The following is a 16,692-nucleotide window of genomic DNA, read 5'->3' on the forward strand; positions in this document are numbered from 1 at the left end:
TATTAAGACTACTTTTTCTGGATTCCTGCTTTCGCAGAAATGACATAGTAGGAGTTTATCCCACAATTACTTTCAGCTTCTCTATAGTTTTTGGATCTTTTACAAGTTCTAACAATATTTCCTACTCATAGGCAAGTAGCTCTTCTTCATTTGTTTCATTATGTGTATCAATAATATCTTGAAATTTGCTAAGCACCTTATTTTGTAGATCGTTATATTTTGATGTATCTATTGCTGTTGCTAAATTTATTTTAGGCAAAGTAATTTTATGCGGAATCGGTAATATCTTTTTAGGTAGGTTTAATTTTTAAAGCTTCCTCTAAAATATAATACTTGTTCATATTTACGTGCATATTCTCTACATCATAATCTGCTTTCAAGTAATCCGGCTGAACTTGTTTTATTCTGCTCTATAATATTGCTGATATTTCTAATTAGTGCAGTTTTATTACCATTACTTCCAGCAAACATTTCGGTAACACCGCCCCACCCGGGTATTAAACCAACACCAAGTTCTACAAGCCCTGCGTTAAGTTCTTGATTTCCTATAATAAAGCTTGAGTGCAATAACAGCTCATATCCACCTCCAAGTGCCACACCAAGACCACAAGCTAATAACATGTACAGAGGAATATTTTAAGTGGAGCATGGTTCACTGTCCCAGCTTTAGTAAATTCTCTAGATCGTGAAAATTCCTTCAATATAAGACAGAAGAAGTTTTAAATCAGCACCGGCAGACAAATTATTTCCTTGCGGATAAATACAAAGATTTTTACTGTCATTTTCGGCTTTACTTGCTGCTTCTTGTAGTAAATAAAACACCTCATGATTTAAACAATTCATTTTTATAGTAATAACAAAAATCAAAACATCTTGATAAAGTATTAATTTTGCCGAGCTATTCTCTAATACTATCTGACTTTCTTGTAAAAGATCTTTGTGAGAATTAAATTTTTGTTTATCGATTTTTTGATATTCTTTATTGGCTAAATATTGCGGAAGTGGGATATGCATTAAATCGGCATTTTTAATTACCGAATTCCAACCGTTTTTAGCCGCTATAGTCAATAATTCAAATGGACCATATTTCCAGCTGTAACCAAGCTTCATAGCAGCATCGATATCATAAATATTATCCGTAACCGACGAAACTAGACCTACTAAATAAACATAAAATTCCGTGATAATTTCAGTAAAAAATTTACCGTAAACCGAATCACTTACAAGAAGCGCATCAAGATTAAAATATCTACTTTTTGAACAGGACTATATGATAAGTCGTTTATATTGATAACTTCTTTAATCTTTTTGCCATTTGATACCGATAAACGATAAAATCCACCGTCACTTTTACGTCCAATTAACTGCTTCTCTATCATCTTATCAAGACAGGGGTCTTTACATATTGTTTTATGATAAGCATCATTTGCAGGAAGAGAGGCAAGTAATGAACTTGAAATGAACTTCATTACGTCATACCCGATTAGATCATATAAACCGAAAATTCCGGTACTCGGCAGCCCCAAAAATGTAGTAAATATTTTATCTATAGTAGCAACATCAAGATTCTGACTTATCGCTTTACGGGCTACTAATTCAAGTAAAAAATACCCTACTCTATTAGCAATAAAACCAGGCGTATCATTACATGTTACTATAATTTTACCAAGCGTTTTCGTTAAGAACTCTGATACTCTTTCTATTACTTCAGCCTTTATCATAGGGTCTATAATTAACTCAAGCAGTTCCATATTATCTTGGCGGATTGAAGAAATGCGTAATAACGAACCTAGATTTAATATTATCTGGTAAATTCTCTTTGAGTCTTTCAAGCGGTAATGTAGAGATATTAGAAGCAATAATTGCATCTTCTTTAAGATAAGGAATAATTTTATTATATAATTGGTGTTTGATTTCTAACTTCTCACCAATAACTTCAATCACTAAATCACATTCTTTAATTAAATCTAAATCATATTCTAAATTACCGATGGTAATGAAATTTGCTTTATCAGGAAAAGATAAAGGTGGAGGTGGAGGTTTTTGTTTATGCAAATTGTCTTTAGCGGTGTTAACTATTTTATTAGGATCATCGGAATCTTTAGCGATAATATCAAGCAGCACTACTTTATAAGAGGAATTAGCAATTAACGCTGTAATCCCTGAACCCATTACTCCCGCACTGATAACACAAACTTTTTTTATTTCATTTTGCATAAGTTACCTTCTGTGTTACCCCGTGCCTTGACCATGAGGTCCAGTTAAAAATACTAAAAATTTTTATTATTTTTTGGATCCCATGTTCAAGCCAAAGGATAACATCGAGTGTGTTTTTCGATACACACAACCATGTCCCCTTGCAATAACGTTATGTCATAGCAACACTTAAGACTTTTACCGACGCCACCCCCGGCTTGTCGTAAAATTTTAGCACATTCATTTATAGTAACAGCAGTGGTAACGACATCATCGACTAATAAGATTTTTTTACTTACAATATTATACTTTGTGTTAAATTTGATACTACCCTTTATATTATTTTTGTGTTGTTTTCGTGAGAGAAAAGTCTGAGACTTAGTCCATTTTGCTTTAGTTAAAATCTCAGCTTTTAACATTTTATCGGTAACTTTTGCAATTTCCATAGCTAAAATACGAGCAGGATTATACATTCGTAGGTACAGGTATGATTAAATCAATATCTTTTATATCCTCGCTGCTATATCTATTATATAAAAGCTTAGCAAAGGTCTTAGCAAATATCGTCTTATCTTGATATTTAAACTGATGAACTATTTTTTTGCTATGCTCATTACACTTAAATAAGCTGCGAGCAAACTCATAATTAGGTTTGTTGCTATAACAATTTCCACAAATGCAGTTATCTAAGATTTTTATACTAAATCTTTGTCCACATATACTACAATAGAGTCTTGCTATAAACTCTAGCTTCTTCCAACAATCGCTACAAAATTCACCGCTCCCCCTAGTATTTCCGCACCGCTTAAAAACATCTCTGCGGCAAGATATAATCTATAAGATAATTATAAGTCTTTATTAACAATTAAAATCCTCTTGAAGATTCATGGTGTTTAGAAGCATTCGGTGTTGATTGTGATGATGGTGCGCTAGCACCATAACGAACCCCCTTGCCACGTGACAAATTCTCTTGCATATGTTGGCTTGCTCATGAGCTTTATTTTGCTCAGGTTTTACTTTATTGCTAACATTTGGAGTTATAAAAGATTGAAATATTTCTTCTTTTTTACCGTATATTTCTTTTAAATCACCAAATTGCGATTTAACAAAATAACCGACTCCTACTTTTACTGCCGATTTAACTTTTTCAAAATTAGTTTTTTCAGCAGGAGGAGCAAATTCAGGTCTCGCTGCAACCTTTGCTCTAGTTACATTAAAATGCTCTCTTAGCTGCCCTTCACTTAATTGATCAATTTTAGGGGGTATAGTTAAAAATTCTTCTAATGCTTTGGTATCTATTTTTGCTTGCCTTTCTTTTTCAAGCAAGTCTTTCTTATCTTCATAATTTCCTATTGATGTTTTAAACTATTTATTTGATTTATTTTATCTTTTTTTCGCTCCATACGCACTAAATTAGCATCTCCTTCACCTATTACATTAGGACTCCGCTCCTCCTCCAGTAGCACCTGCTACCAAACCGCCTATAATACCGCCTACAGAGCTTGCTTGTGCTACTAAAGATACCGTCTCTAAGGTAGTATCTCGTATTGCTTTTAAAATCTCTTTAGTTCTAGTTGTATTTAATTTTTCAGATTCAACTTTTTCTTGGTAAATTTTAGCTCATTAAGTATCCAAGACATTTTTAAGTTCAGGGCTATCTTTTGCTTTATCTATTCGAGTAGTAACTACTAACTCTGCTTGCTTCACATAATTAGCTTTAATATTTTCTAAAGTTTTTTCTTTCTATCTAAACGCTTATCTTCTTTTACTGCTAAAGTTTCTTTTCCAACATTGTAAGCAACGGTTGATAAAGAAAGTGCAGCAAGCCCAACCCCAACGGGAGTGGGATTAAGGACTAACGATACTGCAACGCCACCAATTCTAGCCGCACGTCTTACTGCTTTACTACCTAATGTTTTATATGTTTTCTCTAGAACATTTGCTGCAGTTTCACCACCGGGTAGTGTCATGATTTTATTTAATGCCTTATCGGCTAAACCGGGACTTGGGGGACCTTTTTCTTTAATTTTTGCACCTTGCTGAAGTGTATCAACCGGATCATAAGCTTTTGCTACTTTTTCTCCAACGTTAATTACTCCTTCTACTAATATGAGTAGGACTAGCGATAACTTTACTGCCCTCCTGTACCACTTCGATTGCTACTCCACTTGCAGCGATTCCGGCACGAGCAACTCTAGCACCGTAAAGTGCTGTATCCTCTTGCAGCGTTCTTTTGCCTGCTGGCTTATTTTACGATTGCCGTTCTCCTGTGAAGGCTCAGAAGCTTTTGTTTGTGCTGCTTCTAAAAGCTCTACTCTTTCAGGAGTATTTATTGAAGATTTAAGCTGATTATCTTCTGCTGCATTTTTTATTCCTTCTTTAGGAGTATTAATAGATGATTTACTGCTTAAATTTTCTTTACTCATGCATATCTTATAAAATTATGTTCTATGTTATTTCACATTCTATGTCATTCCCGTGAAAGCGGGAATCCATCTTTTAAACAGTAAAACAATGCTTTTATCGATTCTTGATTACTGGATGCCACTTTCGCGGGAATGACATCAGAACTAGCTAGAAATGCTACAAAAGAACACTCACCTCTTCCCCATCGCATAGCTAGTAATCAAGTTTTTTACAGGTTTAAAATTATTGATCACCTTAAATCCTATTTGTCTTAAACATCTTAAATTTTTGGAATAATTTGAAAAAATATTATTTAACTCATCAGTCAGCTTATACATAATACAATTATCCTCTTGCCTTAGCTTTTGATATTCTTGTAATGTGCCATTATTACTAACTATCATACTCAAAATCTCTATATCCTTTATGCCCTGATTAAGCCCTTGTCCGGCTAGCGGATGTACTGTGTGGGCAGTGTCGGCAATAAGCACTATACGGTTATGAAAATATCTATTTGCTATACGGGCTTTTAGTGGAAAGCTACTAATCTCACTATCAATAGTAATTTTACCTAGGGAATTACCGGCATTTCTTTGAGTTAAAAATCTAACTTCTTCTACAGGCAAATTAACAATTAAAGCAGCCTGATCAGAAGAAGTTGACCATATTACGGATGAAGCATATTGATCTTTTAAAGGCAGCAAAGCAAAAGGACCAAGCGGCAGGAAATGCTCCATAGCACAATTTTCATGCGGCTTTTCATGCTTAATATTAAATGTAAGAGCAGTTTGATAAGGTTTCTCAATTTCATTAGCAAAGTAATGAGACCTCACTTTGGAATTTGCTCCGTCACATATAATTAATAAATTACACTTAATTTGGTTATCATCAAATTTTATAATCGAGTAGTCATTATGGCTTATAACCTCTTGATATTGATTATTATCAATTAATGTTATCAACGGATTATTAGTTATTTTTGACAATAGCATTTTTTTAAAGTCGCTATTCTTAACCACATATCCAAGTACAGCGTCAGCGTCATTTCGTAAGTCTAATATCTCTGAAGCCTTATTATCTACTACATATATGTCTTGCATTTCTGCTACAAACTTCTCAAGCTCTTCCCATATATCAATAGAGAATAAGAAATTTTTAGAATGCGGCGTTAAAGCAGTAGTTCTTATATCTTTAAAAAACTCTGGGCTTTTTACCGATTTACTCTCGAATATAGTAGTTTTTATACCCTTTTGTGCAAAAGAAAGCGCCGTTAACATGCCGCTAAGACCGCATCCTAAAATTACCGTATTAGACATCTTCCCAAACTCTTCTACTTCTAGAGGTAATTTGTGCGTCGATCCGATACTCGCATCCTCACGTAAGCTTGTGTACGCTGCGGTGCTGCGTTTCGTGTCTCCTACAAATTCCTCTCTATAAGCGAATTTGGCAAGATGTCTATCAATCTGTTTTGTTTTCATTCGATTCATTTATGAAATATTTTAAATATCCGTTTGTTGCTATAAAGCTTAGAAGAAAATAAATAATTGCTATATCCAAATATGAACTATTGCCTGAGTATAAACCTAAACAACAAATCAATAAACTCGCTAAAGTCGTGAAGCTATTTAAAATCAACAAATTTGTCAAAATATCCGTTTTGCTGATAAATAGGTAGGTTATTAAGCAAATAAATAATGAAATAATAATTAAAAAGATGTTAAGCATAATTTTTAAAATCGGTTTTACTGTTGGATACACAATCGTCATCGTCATTGCGAGGAAATTACGAAGTAATTGACGAAGCAATCTCAGGAGTTTGTTATTATTTCATGAGATTGCCACGCTCCCTACGGTCGCTCGCAATGACGACTTGGATATCCTACCCCTCTCATTATATATAATCATTTATAACACTACAAACTGCAAATAAAATTAATTAAAATTCCTTAAATAATTTTAATATTATGTAATCTGAGCCAACCTTTACATTATAAATAGCTATTGTGACAAAAATGTTATAAAAAAATGTTGCTTTCTTTTACATTCGGCATTAACGTATACATTTAGGTTCTTGCGTACGATTTCTAAAAAGATTTAATTTTGACTATTTTTTGCTGCAAATTATAAGATTTTTTTTGAAATATGAATAACTAATTCTTTCAAAATCTTATTAATTTTCGCTAAAAAATATCGTAAAATATTAAATCTTTTTAGAAATCGTACGCAAGAACCTAGTATTAATATTTTTAAGGTAAATTGTAATGTCACAACTAGATGTTTTAATAGTAGACGATGAAGAGAGTATACGAAATCTCATTGCTGCAAATTTGAAAGATGAAGGTTTTAACCCTAAGGTTGCCGCTAATAGTACTCAAGCCCTTAAAATACTTTCCGAAAAACCGGTCTCTGCAGTTATACTTGATATTTGGCTTCAAGGAAGCGAAATTGACGGACTTGGGATTTTAGAGATAATCAAAAAACGCTATCCTTTAATGCCGGTAATAATTATTAGCGGTCACGGTACTATAGAAACAGCAGTAAATGCTATAAAAATGGGTGCTTACGATTATATAGAAAAACCGTTTAATAATGATAAATTAGTTATTTTACTTACAAGAGCTTGTGAAGTAACAAAGTTAAAACGCGAAAATATAGATTTAAAATCAAAGGTTATAGATAAAACTGAATTAGTAGGCGAATGTTCGGTAACTTTAAAATATAAAATGGCAATAGCAAAGGCAGCTACCTCTAGCAGTCGTATAATGATTCACGGTCAAGTCGGTAGCGGTAAAGCACTTGCAGCAAGATTAATTCATAAACAATCTAAAAGGGTTAATAATCCGTTCATTATTTTTAGCCCTACCTGTATGACTACGGAAAAAATCAATCAAGAATTATTCGGCGAATCGGAAAAGCAGGCCAATAATAAACGCCCTACTATCTTAGAATTTGCCAATAACGGTACTTTATATATAGATGAGGTCAGTAATATTCCTATTCCTATCCAAGTAAAATTATTAAAATTCCTTAAAGATCAAACTATTACAAAACCTTGCGGAAAAAATATTAAAATTGATATAAAAATTATCACCGGTACTTCTAAAAATATCCAAGATGAAGTTAATAACGGCAAATTCCTAGAAGCTCTATATTATCGCCTTAATGTATCCTCTCTAAAAGTACCTTCATTATATGAAAGAAAAGAAGATATACCGCTACTCGTTAAGTATTTTGTTAAGCAACTCTCAAAATTTTCAGGTTTAAAAGAACGTAGCTTTGCCGATGAAACTATCGCTGCTCTTCAATCCTATGAATGGCCGGGCAATATTAGACAATTACGTAACGTTGTTGAATGGACTTTAATTATGAATCCGTTAACTACAGGTAATAATGAAATTATAAAACCTTATATGATACCTTCTGAAATATTAGCAAATAGTGCTAATCTTACAAAACTTGAAGATAGCTTTGATATGTTATCTATGCCGCTTAGAGAAGCTAGAGAAGTTTTTGAGCGTCAATATCTATCGGCACAAATGAGTCGTTTTAATAATAATATTTCAAAAACATCCGCATTTGTCGGTATGGAAAGATCGGCTTTGCATCGTAAATTAAAATTATTAAGCTTACATATACCTCCTACCAATAGAATAAATGACGAAGAATATGAGGAAGCAAATGCTTAAAGTCATATCAATAATTACGATTTATTTGTTATTAAGCAGCTGCTCCGAATCTACTCGTGATGCGAACGGATTACTTACGGATAGCCAAAGCACGGTAATTCGGAATTATATAATATCGCAAAATTCTAAAAACCTTAAAGTGAACCTTAAAGAGAAGTTCGGTTCAAATTTAAAAGGAGTAAAATTAATAGGAGTACAGCTAATCAATGAAGATTTATCAGGAATAGATTTGACTTCCTGCGAAATATTACGTGCTGATTTTACAGGTAGCAATTTAGAAAAAGCAATACTTACAAATGCTATAATTCAAGAAAGTAATTTTGCAGATTCGGTAATAAAAAATATTTCCGGATATAATTCTGACTTTCAAGGTTCAATTTTTCACAATATAACATTACAAAATACAAATTTTGTTCAATCAAATTTTAGCGATACTGCTTTTAATAAAACTACTATAATAAATGTCAACTTTGAAAATTCTAAATTTAGTAATGTATTATGGAGCAATAATACTATCGACGGTGTTAATTTTCAAAAAGCTACCCTACAGAATAATAGCTTTAAAAATACTAATATAACAAATTCAATATTTTACGGTACGGATTTAGAAAAAAGTATAATAAATAATACCAATTTTACTAATAATTATTTTGAATCTAGCAACCTAAGTCAAACTACATTAACAGCAGTAATAATTAAGGATTCTAACTTCACACAAAGTATTTTTAATGAAGTAAATTTTAATAACGTACAAAGTAATAACTCTTGCTTTTCATACGCTTCCTTTCAAGATTCAACACTACAAAATATTAGCCTTACTAAATGTGATTTACAAAATAGTACAATTAGTAGTTCAGTTTTAAAGCATTTTAAAATCAATAATGCGATATTAAATAATATGAGTCTAAACGATAATAAATTTAATAATTTATCAATAAAAAATAGTAATGCTAATTTTGTAAGGATTAATAAAACTAAAGGCTCAAATATTACTTTAGATAATATTAGCTATACTAATAATATTTTTAGCAATAATGATTTTAAACAATTTATAGTGATTAATACTGACTTAAACAGCAGTGAAATAATAAACTCAAATATAACTAACGGACAATTTAATAATATAAATTTTTCTAAATCTTTAATACAAAACGTAAATTTTTCAGATGTTAAAATTACTTTAGGCAATTTAAACCAAGTAGCTCTAATAAATTCCACTCTAACAAATACTGCGGTTATTAACTCCGTCCTTTCTAATTCGCAAATAAATAATATTAACTACCAAGCGTATTCCGGTTTTATTAATACTAATGTTTCTAATAATATTATTTTAAATAGTGATAATTCGAGCAAAATTCTACCAAATAATATAGTAATAAATTCGGTAAAAGATTTGCAAAAAATAACTCACTTAGCAAATATGAATTTAACAAATTTTGACTTGAGCAACTTAATATTTGATAGAGTAGATTTTTCAAATAGTATCTTTAAAAATACTAACCTAACAAATACGGTAATAAAAAATTCTATTTTAAAAGAGGCTAATTTTTCTGCAGCAATACTTACTAAAACAGATTTTTCAAACTCAATATTAACAGATAGTATATTTAAATCAGCTAAAATTGATCAGGCGGGCTTTAATAACTCCGACCTAACAAATGCCGATTTTACCGAAGCAGCAATTAAAGATACTTCGTTTGATAAAGCTAAGACAAGCGGAATGAAAGGAGTAGAATAATCTTTAAATACCTTGGTCCTTATACGAACATTCAGTATGTCATCCCCGCGTGGCATTGTTGCGTGGATCAGTAAATGCTCTTTATGTCATTCCCACGAAAGCGGGAATCCAGTAAAACATATAAAAAATTTTTTATATGCTTATTTTGTTAAAGGTATAATTTTATCCAATATTAAGGGTTATTTTTCTAGATGCCTGCTTTCACAGGAATAACATAGCATTTACCTTTGGTTGCTCTTGGAAGACTTTGCTTTATTAGTAGGAGTATTAGACGGTGTAAATGAATTATTATTTATAAAAGCAGTAGGACTTTTCTGCTTCATTCTATTAATAATTTGTTGTTGTTTAAGAGTATTTATCTTTTGTTTTCCGGCTATCCTTATAGATTGAGTAATTTTGGCAGTTTCTACAAATATTTCCTTAGGAGTTTGTAGCTGATCAATTCGCTCATAATGTTTTTTAAGAAACTGTTCTTTTATCTTTGGATTTATTCCTTTCAAATCAACATATGTTCTATATAACTTCTTTAATTTTATTTGTTGCTTGGAAGATTTGTGAGGAAGTGATTTAATCGCATTAACAAGACTACTACCTATTTCTTTTATAATATTAACTGCAGGCGAAGCTATTTTCTTTATTCCTTCATAAATTTTACCTAACCCACTAGCAATAACATCTAATAGTTTAGGCGCATATTCTTTAGATATAGGGGGTATATCCCTAATAATATCTCTAGCTTCAGTTAGATTATGAGCTAAATGGAGTAATGCTTTTTTCTCCTCTAACTCGGTAGAGCGATTAGCATATGAACTAGCTATATCTGCCTGAGCATCTATAGTATCGGTAATTATTGATTTAGTATCATTAAAAGAAAGATCTATAGGTGTCTTTTTTTGTGTTATAGGACTGTCTTCTCTTAATTTATCTAGTCTATCACGTATTGCTTGGTCTTTTTGATCATTAAGGCTTTTACTTTTTTGTTCTAGTTTAAGCTCAGATTGCAACTGCTCAATTAGATCGTCTACTTCATTACCGGATTTTTTTGTGGGGATATAAGGTCTATCTTGGAGCTTTGCAAACCTTTCTTCTAATTCTTCAAGTGATGGAGGAGTGCCTTTAAGTTTTGCTAGTCTTTCTTCTAATTCTTTTATTATTTGATCATCCTGCTTTTTCTTAGACATATATATACCTCTATAATAATTCCTAGGTTTTGTAAAAGAAAATTAATAAGATTTTTGCAATAATAGTTATTCCTATTTCAAAAAAATCTTATGATTTACAACAAAAAATAGATTAATTCAATTTTCCGCATGCAAAGCCTAGTTATTAATAACACAAACTACTAACTAAAATAAAGTATTTTTTGATATGAGTTAAGATATAATTATATAAAGCTAGCATTATACGTGTGGATCAGTTTTGCCATTGTCACCTAGTTCCTTGATCACGGGGTCTAATTAAAAATACTAATATTATTAGTATTTTAAGTGGTTTTCTGGATACCACACAATTCAGCTAATTCTGCACGTGCCTTATTTTCTCATATAACTTTAAACATTTTTCTTTTTTAACCATTCCCTCACTTCGTCAGTAGTGTAAGTTTTAAAATCAGGGGCATTAATTCTTTGCAAAGCAATTTTGCATCTTCTGAATCTTCTTGTATTTCCTGTAGATAATATTCAATTGCTTTACGTACTATATATACCCTTTTGATCTGTCTAAGTTTTTTGCTGACTATGCTAAACTATTATTTAGTTCGTCCGGAATAGTTAAATTCAGTCTTGCCATCTTGTGACCTATCGTTAATTAATAACACATTACGACACATAATAGCACAAACTACAAACTAAAAAAAGCTATAAATACTTATCCAACACGTCCGACATAATTTTACGAGCTACAGGGGCAGCGGCTTTACTACCGCCTCCACCATGATCAATAAAGACGGTAACGGAATAACTAGGATCGTGATAAGGAGCGAAGCCTAAGAACAAGGCATGATTACGCCTCTCCCAAGCAATAGATTTACGGCTTAAATCATCTTTAGCATTTAGTTTGCCTTGCACCTGCGAAGTACCGGTTTTACCAGCGAGCTGCCTATTTTTGCCTAAAATTCTATTATAATACGCCGTACCTCCCGCAACATTAACGGTATTATACAAACTTTCTTGGATTATTGTGATATTTTCGGGCTTAATATTGACATTATAAAATTCCGGATCATTTTTTAATATTCTAGGCGTATACAGTTTACCGCTACTTGCAATAGCTGTAATAAACCTTGCAAGCTGCATCGGCGTTACCCCTAGAAACCCCTGTCCGATTGCTAAATTAAAACTATCTCCTATTGACCAAGGACGCTTTAATTTTTTCTTTTTCCACTCTTTTGACGGTACAAACCCGCTACTTTCAGGAGCTAAATCAATACCGGTTTTTGAACCGAGGCCAAATTCTCTTGCAACTTCAAGAATTTTATCCGGACCTACTATTCTTGCTAATTCATACATATAAATATTACAAGAATGCTTTAAAGCAGACATCATATCTAACGTTCCGTGTCCGCTATGATTCCAACATCTAAAGCTATTAGTACCAAGAGCAGAGCTACCGTCGCAAAAAACGGTTTTATTAGGATTAATGCCTACTTCAAGGGCTGCAAGTACGGTAATTATTTTAAAAACCGAGCCTGGAGGATAAGAATTTTGTATTACCTTATTAATTAAAGGCTTATAAGGATCACTAGTTAAACTTTGCCAATAATTTTCCGATAATTTACTGAAATGATTTGATTCAAAACCCGGAGTGGAAGCACAAATTAGTACATTTCCGGTTTTAGTATCCATAACTATTGCCGAAGAACCTTTAGGATTTAAATATTGCTGGATATTTTTCTGAAGAAACACATCGATATTTAAATGCATATCTTCACCCGATTTAGTAGGGGTTCCTGCTATTTCTCTTACCTGCTTACCGTAAGCGTTTACTTCAACTTTTTTATAACCAAATGCTCCTCTTAGTTTGTTATCGTAATATTTTTCAATACCGGATTTACCGATATTAAAATCGCTTAAACTATGTATATTTAATTCCTGCTTCTCGTGCTCATTTATTTGACCAAGATAACCGATTAAATGAGAAGTAACGCTTGAAAAAGGATAAAACCTTAAATAACCTATATCAATAAATATTGAAGCGAGTTTATGCTTTTGTTCTTCAATCATTGATACTTGCTGCCAATCAAGCTGATCAAATATTATTAAAGGAGTGTGGCGACTAGATTTTTTAATTTTTTGCTTAATATAATTATATTTTTCCGGAGATAAATTTAGAATATTACTAATTATTTCTAATTCATCCCTATAATTATTATTAATGCTTCTATCTATTACTAGCTGATAACATGGTTTATTAGTAGCTAAAATATTGCCGTCTAAATCGTAAATTCTTCCTCTAGTCGGTGGAAGTACAACGAAATTAATACGATTCTTATCCGATAAAGTCTTATATTCTTCGCTTTTAATAAGCTGTAAATAAAACATTCTTATTCCAAGCAACGATAAAAATCCGAGTTTACCTAATCCGATTATAAAGGCTCTTCGTGAAATTAACTCACCATGTAGTATTTTCTTATTTAGCATACTTTTTAAAGTAATTCATAGGAGAGTCAAGTATAAGACGAATTATATTATAAGAAAATATAGTTGTTAAAAATTGAAAGAAAATTATTAAATATCCGTCTGCTTCTAGCTTCTTGATTGTTATTAGTAAATATTTAAAATTCAATATAAATAAAGAATAAACGCAAAAAATAATGAAATTTATTAAATAGTTTTTAGCTACAAAATATTGTGAAGATAATTTATAAATCGTATATGCCGATAAAAAAACTAGCGAATTTGTACCGATAGGCATACCACTTATTTGATCTATAAATAGACCGAGAAAAAATATGCCAAAAATATTTAAGGAATATAACGACATAAAATAATAAATAAATATAATTTCTATCGCCGGAAAGATTCTGCTTTGAATATTTATTTTATAACTCACTAACGGAAATAATATTATAAAAAAACATAGCAAAGCAAACAGCAATTTTAATATTATTTGTAAGCTATTTTTATATATTTCCTGTTTTATCTTTAACATAAATAGTTTTTTGTTATATAGTTTTGTACTGTGTCATACCGTGACTTGATCGGCAATTAGGTTGTCATCCCACGACTTGATCGCGGGATCTATATAAACAACATTTTGTGTGGTCATTTTTACTGAACCCCGTGGTCAAACCACGGGGTGACAATAGAAAAATTGCAACCACCCAACGACCATATCAACCATATACAAAATATAAATTAATTTTCTATTTTGTACAGTTTTAAAAAATGAATATGGATTCTACAATAACTCACAACAACTAGGGTTAGGTCTTTTAGCATTATCGCTAAGCTCTAATTCTGCTTGTGCCTCGGAACTTGTGGATATAAATAGTTGTTTTGATATAATATTATTTATTGTTGTCGTAAGATCCAAAAACTTAAGCCGTGGGATAGGTATACTAGGTTTATCTGTTATATTTTTATTTTTTGACATAAAAACCTCCTTTTTAGCTTATAAATGCGTCATTACCAGAAAATTTAGGCTTTTTGTTGCACAGATCGTTTTATGTCATTCCCGCATAGGCGGGGATGACATCAAGTAGGTTTTACCGATCTACGCAACAATGCCTGCTCGCAATGACAAAATCTATAATTATTAGGTAATATTTTAACTTTCTTCCTCACTTTGTTCTATCGGTTCTAAACCATATAAAGATATCATACGTTCAAATACTCTACCGGCAGTAGGGGCAGCCGTCCAACTTGCGGTTGCAAAGCCAAAGCTTTCTTTAGTCGGTTTCGGCTCATCAAATCTAATAAAAATAATATATTGCGGGTTAGATGCAGGCAGCATACCTAAAAACGATGACGCTCTACTATTTTTGAGATATTTCTTTTTTCCCCCTGCCCCTTGTGAAAGTTTTTCTGCCGTACCGGTCTTACCGCCGATAAGATAGCCTTTGACCTCTGCTCTTTTACCGTTACCTTCTTTTACTACCGCTCTAAATAATTTCTTCATTTGGGTAGAGGTATTTTCACTAAAAACTTTTGTACCTATTACTTTTTCATCCTTTCTTTTTAATAAAGTAAGATCATATAAAGTACCGCCGTTAACAACCGGTAACATTGCTCTAACAAAATGCAAAGGGCTAATTGAAATGCCGTAGCCATACGACATAGTAACACTCGTTAACTCATTCCATCTTTTCTCGGAAGGAAATAACGGAGTACCTCGTTCAGGTAATTCTATTTGCAACTGATCTAATAGGCCTAATTTCTTTAGGTATTTTTTAAAATTGCTTTTACCGATTTCAAGCATAATTTGACTTGTGCCAATATTTGAAGAATATAGAAAAATCTCAGGTACACTATGCCATCCTTGCCTTGGCGTATAATCCTTAAGCTGGAATCCTCCTACTTTCATATAACTTATATCATAAGCATCATTCATATTTATTGCACCGGTATCAAAGCCGACTGCCATAGTTAATGCCTTAAACACCGAACCCATTTCGTAAATCCCGAGACTTGCTATATTAAACAGCTCTTCTGGTTTGGCTAAACTCGGATAATGCGGATCGAAATCAGGCTTATTTACTAATGCTAAAATCTCGCCATTATTTGGATCAGCAATAATACCCACTGCTCCTATGGCCTTAAATTGCTTTAAAGTTTTATCAATCTCCTCACTTAAAATACTTTGTAATCTGATATCAATAGATAATTGAAGCGGTTCTTTCCGATTCTTTGGTTCGTTTAATTCATAATCAGAATTAGTTAAATACTTATCATAAGCGAGCTCTAAGCCACTCAGCCCTACCGAGTCTCTACCTACATAACCGATAACATGCGACAATAAATTAGAAAAGGTATAAATTCGTTTCTGCTCTTCTTCAAATTCAAAACCAAGTAACCCAAGGCTAGTTATCTTTTCTTGCTGACTAGGTAGTACATCCCTTTTTACCCATATAAAGCTTTTATTTGACTTAAGTTCTGCAAGTAATTTAGCTTTATTAATATCAGGTAGAATTTCTGCTAGCTTTTTTACGGAAGTTTCAGGATCAAGTACTATTTGTGGATTAGCAAATAAGGAGGCAGAAGGTAGGTTCACTGCTAATAAATTACCGTTTCGATCAACTATTTCTTTTCTAAATTGATGCTTTTTTTTAAAGGAATTAATATTTTTATCGTAAACATTCGTAGCAACGATTATCAATCTGTAAGATAAAGTACAAAAAAGAAAAGAAAAGACACAAATAACCATTAATAATCGGATTTTTGTATTTTTACTACAAACATTCCAAATTGTGAGACTTTTAATTGTAGGTTTCCATTTTTCCCAAATTTGTTTCATATGTTATTTATGGTGTTTCAAACACTAATATTTCTGCAATCCTTATGTCATTCCCGCGAAAGCGGGAATCCAGTACTTTAAAACCTTTTCAAAACTTGATGTGAAAAATAAAAAATCTTTAAAATCAAGATGTTTTGAAAAGCTCGATTTATCTCGCTTTACACTAGATTCCCGCCTACGCGGGAATGACATCGAACGCTTTGTCCAAGCCAT

General features: G+C 32.1%; 20 protein-coding genes. 2 read left to right on the forward strand and 18 right to left on the reverse strand.

Annotation, left to right across the window (positions count from 1 at the left end):
- Positions 1–121 precede the first annotated feature (121 nt).
- The 12 genes from RSA_RS09565 to RSA_RS04275 form a co-directional block, all read right to left on the reverse strand.
- On the reverse strand, positions 122–259 hold the full coding sequence (locus RSA_RS09565; protein WP_230453736.1) for a hypothetical protein: 138 nt from the start codon (positions 257–259) through the stop codon (positions 122–124).
- Positions 260–363: 104 nt separating this feature from the next.
- Complete coding sequence (locus tag RSA_RS09570) at positions 364–621, reverse strand: enoyl-CoA hydratase/isomerase family protein (protein ID WP_041472347.1); 258 nt, start codon at positions 619–621, stop codon at positions 364–366.
- A 57-nt stretch (positions 622–678) separates the two neighbouring features.
- Complete coding sequence (locus tag RSA_RS04235; RefSeq protein ID WP_041472348.1) at positions 679–1,110, reverse strand: enoyl-CoA hydratase/isomerase family protein; 432 nt, start codon at positions 1,108–1,110, stop codon at positions 679–681.
- A 110-nt stretch (positions 1,111–1,220) separates the two neighbouring features.
- Positions 1,221–1,751, reverse strand: coding sequence for a 3-hydroxyacyl-CoA dehydrogenase family protein (locus tag RSA_RS04240; RefSeq protein WP_231284204.1), 531 nt, complete (start codon positions 1,749–1,751; stop codon positions 1,221–1,223).
- 1 nt (position 1,752) lies between these two features.
- On the reverse strand, positions 1,753–2,217 hold the full coding sequence (locus RSA_RS04245) for a 3-hydroxyacyl-CoA dehydrogenase family protein (protein ID WP_014364834.1): 465 nt from the start codon (positions 2,215–2,217) through the stop codon (positions 1,753–1,755).
- Between the two features lie 86 nt (positions 2,218–2,303).
- Positions 2,304–2,669: a ComF family protein gene (locus RSA_RS04250; RefSeq protein ID WP_014364835.1), complete on the reverse strand. Its 366-nt coding sequence runs from the start codon at positions 2,667–2,669 to the stop codon at positions 2,304–2,306.
- Positions 2,662–3,030, reverse strand: coding sequence for a ComF family protein (locus tag RSA_RS09575; RefSeq protein WP_329518040.1), 369 nt, complete (start codon positions 3,028–3,030; stop codon positions 2,662–2,664). The genes RSA_RS04250 and RSA_RS09575 overlap by 8 nt, the downstream gene beginning before the upstream one ends.
- A gap of 24 nt (positions 3,031–3,054) precedes the next feature.
- Positions 3,055–3,522 (reverse strand): hypothetical protein, encoded by a 468-nt coding sequence (locus RSA_RS04255; RefSeq protein ID WP_014364836.1) that lies wholly within the window; start codon positions 3,520–3,522, stop codon positions 3,055–3,057.
- Between the two features lie 401 nt (positions 3,523–3,923).
- Entirely contained in the window at positions 3,924–4,166 is a 243-nt protein-coding gene (locus tag RSA_RS08985; protein ID WP_012151011.1) for a hypothetical protein, read from the reverse strand.
- Positions 4,167–4,355: 189 nt separating this feature from the next.
- Positions 4,356–4,622 (reverse strand): hypothetical protein, encoded by a 267-nt coding sequence (locus RSA_RS04265; protein WP_014364838.1) that lies wholly within the window; start codon positions 4,620–4,622, stop codon positions 4,356–4,358.
- A gap of 171 nt (positions 4,623–4,793) precedes the next feature.
- Positions 4,794–6,080, reverse strand: coding sequence for a 2-octaprenyl-6-methoxyphenyl hydroxylase (gene ubiH / locus RSA_RS04270; RefSeq protein ID WP_014364839.1), 1,287 nt, complete (start codon positions 6,078–6,080; stop codon positions 4,794–4,796).
- A complete protein-coding gene (locus RSA_RS04275) occupies positions 6,061–6,327 on the reverse strand; it encodes a monovalent cation/H+ antiporter complex subunit F (protein WP_012151015.1) in 267 nt (88 codons plus the stop codon). The genes ubiH and RSA_RS04275 overlap by 20 nt, the downstream gene beginning before the upstream one ends.
- 536 nt (positions 6,328–6,863) lie before the next feature.
- Between RSA_RS04275 and RSA_RS04280 the strand changes: the two genes are divergently transcribed.
- Positions 6,864–8,288: a sigma-54-dependent transcriptional regulator gene (locus RSA_RS04280; protein WP_014364840.1), complete on the forward strand. Its 1,425-nt coding sequence runs from the start codon at positions 6,864–6,866 to the stop codon at positions 8,286–8,288.
- Positions 8,281–10,026 (forward strand): pentapeptide repeat-containing protein, encoded by a 1,746-nt coding sequence (locus tag RSA_RS04285; protein WP_014364841.1) that lies wholly within the window; start codon positions 8,281–8,283, stop codon positions 10,024–10,026. The genes RSA_RS04280 and RSA_RS04285 overlap by 8 nt, the downstream gene beginning before the upstream one ends.
- Before the next feature lie 221 nt (positions 10,027–10,247).
- Here RSA_RS04285 and RSA_RS04290 read toward each other — a convergent pair whose 3' ends face one another.
- From RSA_RS04290 to RSA_RS08990, 6 genes are all read right to left on the reverse strand, one after another.
- Positions 10,248–11,207 carry a hypothetical protein gene (locus RSA_RS04290; RefSeq protein ID WP_014364842.1) on the reverse strand — a complete coding sequence of 320 codons (960 nt, stop codon included), beginning with the start codon at positions 11,205–11,207 and terminating at the stop codon, positions 10,248–10,250.
- Between the two features lie 675 nt (positions 11,208–11,882).
- Positions 11,883–13,664, reverse strand: a complete 1,782-nt coding sequence (gene mrdA / locus RSA_RS04295) for a penicillin-binding protein 2 (protein WP_014364843.1) — start codon at positions 13,662–13,664, stop codon at positions 11,883–11,885.
- Positions 13,654–14,175, reverse strand: coding sequence for a hypothetical protein (locus tag RSA_RS04300; RefSeq protein ID WP_014364844.1), 522 nt, complete (start codon positions 14,173–14,175; stop codon positions 13,654–13,656). Before RSA_RS04300 ends, mrdA begins: the two co-directional genes overlap by 11 nt.
- 249 nt (positions 14,176–14,424) lie before the next feature.
- Positions 14,425–14,619 (reverse strand): hypothetical protein, encoded by a 195-nt coding sequence (locus RSA_RS04305; protein WP_014364845.1) that lies wholly within the window; start codon positions 14,617–14,619, stop codon positions 14,425–14,427.
- Between the two features lie 174 nt (positions 14,620–14,793).
- Positions 14,794–16,479 (reverse strand): peptidoglycan D,D-transpeptidase FtsI family protein, encoded by a 1,686-nt coding sequence (locus RSA_RS04310; protein ID WP_012151022.1) that lies wholly within the window; start codon positions 16,477–16,479, stop codon positions 14,794–14,796.
- Between the two features lie 42 nt (positions 16,480–16,521).
- Entirely contained in the window at positions 16,522–16,692 is a 171-nt protein-coding gene (locus tag RSA_RS08990; protein WP_196792860.1) for a hypothetical protein, read from the reverse strand.

Source organism: Rickettsia philipii str. 364D, from assembly GCF_000283995.1.
In the GTDB taxonomy this organism is placed as follows: Bacteria; Pseudomonadota; Alphaproteobacteria; order Rickettsiales; family Rickettsiaceae; genus Rickettsia; species Rickettsia rickettsii.

Excerpts from the sequence above, each read along its gene's own strand:
- RSA_RS09570 (WP_041472347.1), bottom strand. The coding sequence starts at position 621 with ATGTTATTAGCTTGTGGTCTTGGTGTGGCACTTGGAGGTGGATATGAG.
- RSA_RS04235 (WP_041472348.1), bottom strand. The coding sequence starts at position 1,110 with ATGAAGCTTGGTTACAGCTGGAAATATGGTCCATTTGAATTATTGACT.
- RSA_RS04240 (WP_231284204.1), bottom strand. The coding sequence starts at position 1,751 with ATGGAACTGCTTGAGTTAATTATAGACCCTATGATAAAGGCTGAAGTA.
- RSA_RS04245 (WP_014364834.1), bottom strand. The coding sequence starts at position 2,217 with ATGCAAAATGAAATAAAAAAAGTTTGTGTTATCAGTGCGGGAGTAATG.
- RSA_RS04250 (WP_014364835.1), bottom strand. The coding sequence starts at position 2,669 with ATGTATAATCCTGCTCGTATTTTAGCTATGGAAATTGCAAAAGTTACC.
- RSA_RS08985 (WP_012151011.1), bottom strand. The coding sequence starts at position 4,166 with ATGACACTACCCGGTGGTGAAACTGCAGCAAATGTTCTAGAGAAAACA.
- RSA_RS04265 (WP_014364838.1), bottom strand. The coding sequence starts at position 4,622 with ATGAGTAAAGAAAATTTAAGCAGTAAATCATCTATTAATACTCCTAAA.
- ubiH (WP_014364839.1), bottom strand. The coding sequence starts at position 6,080 with ATGAAAACAAAACAGATTGATAGACATCTTGCCAAATTCGCTTATAGA.
- RSA_RS04275 (WP_012151015.1), bottom strand. The coding sequence starts at position 6,327 with ATGCTTAACATCTTTTTAATTATTATTTCATTATTTATTTGCTTAATA.
- RSA_RS04280 (WP_014364840.1), top strand. The coding sequence starts at position 6,864 with ATGTCACAACTAGATGTTTTAATAGTAGACGATGAAGAGAGTATACGA.
- RSA_RS04285 (WP_014364841.1), top strand. The coding sequence starts at position 8,281 with ATGCTTAAAGTCATATCAATAATTACGATTTATTTGTTATTAAGCAGC.
- RSA_RS04290 (WP_014364842.1), bottom strand. The coding sequence starts at position 11,207 with ATGTCTAAGAAAAAGCAGGATGATCAAATAATAAAAGAATTAGAAGAA.
- mrdA (WP_014364843.1), bottom strand. The coding sequence starts at position 13,664 with ATGCTAAATAAGAAAATACTACATGGTGAGTTAATTTCACGAAGAGCC.
- RSA_RS04300 (WP_014364844.1), bottom strand. The coding sequence starts at position 14,175 with ATGTTAAAGATAAAACAGGAAATATATAAAAATAGCTTACAAATAATA.
- RSA_RS04305 (WP_014364845.1), bottom strand. The coding sequence starts at position 14,619 with ATGTCAAAAAATAAAAATATAACAGATAAACCTAGTATACCTATCCCA.
- RSA_RS04310 (WP_012151022.1), bottom strand. The coding sequence starts at position 16,479 with ATGAAACAAATTTGGGAAAAATGGAAACCTACAATTAAAAGTCTCACA.
- RSA_RS08990 (WP_196792860.1), bottom strand. The coding sequence starts at position 16,692 with ATGGCTTGGACAAAGCGTTCGATGTCATTCCCGCGTAGGCGGGAATCT.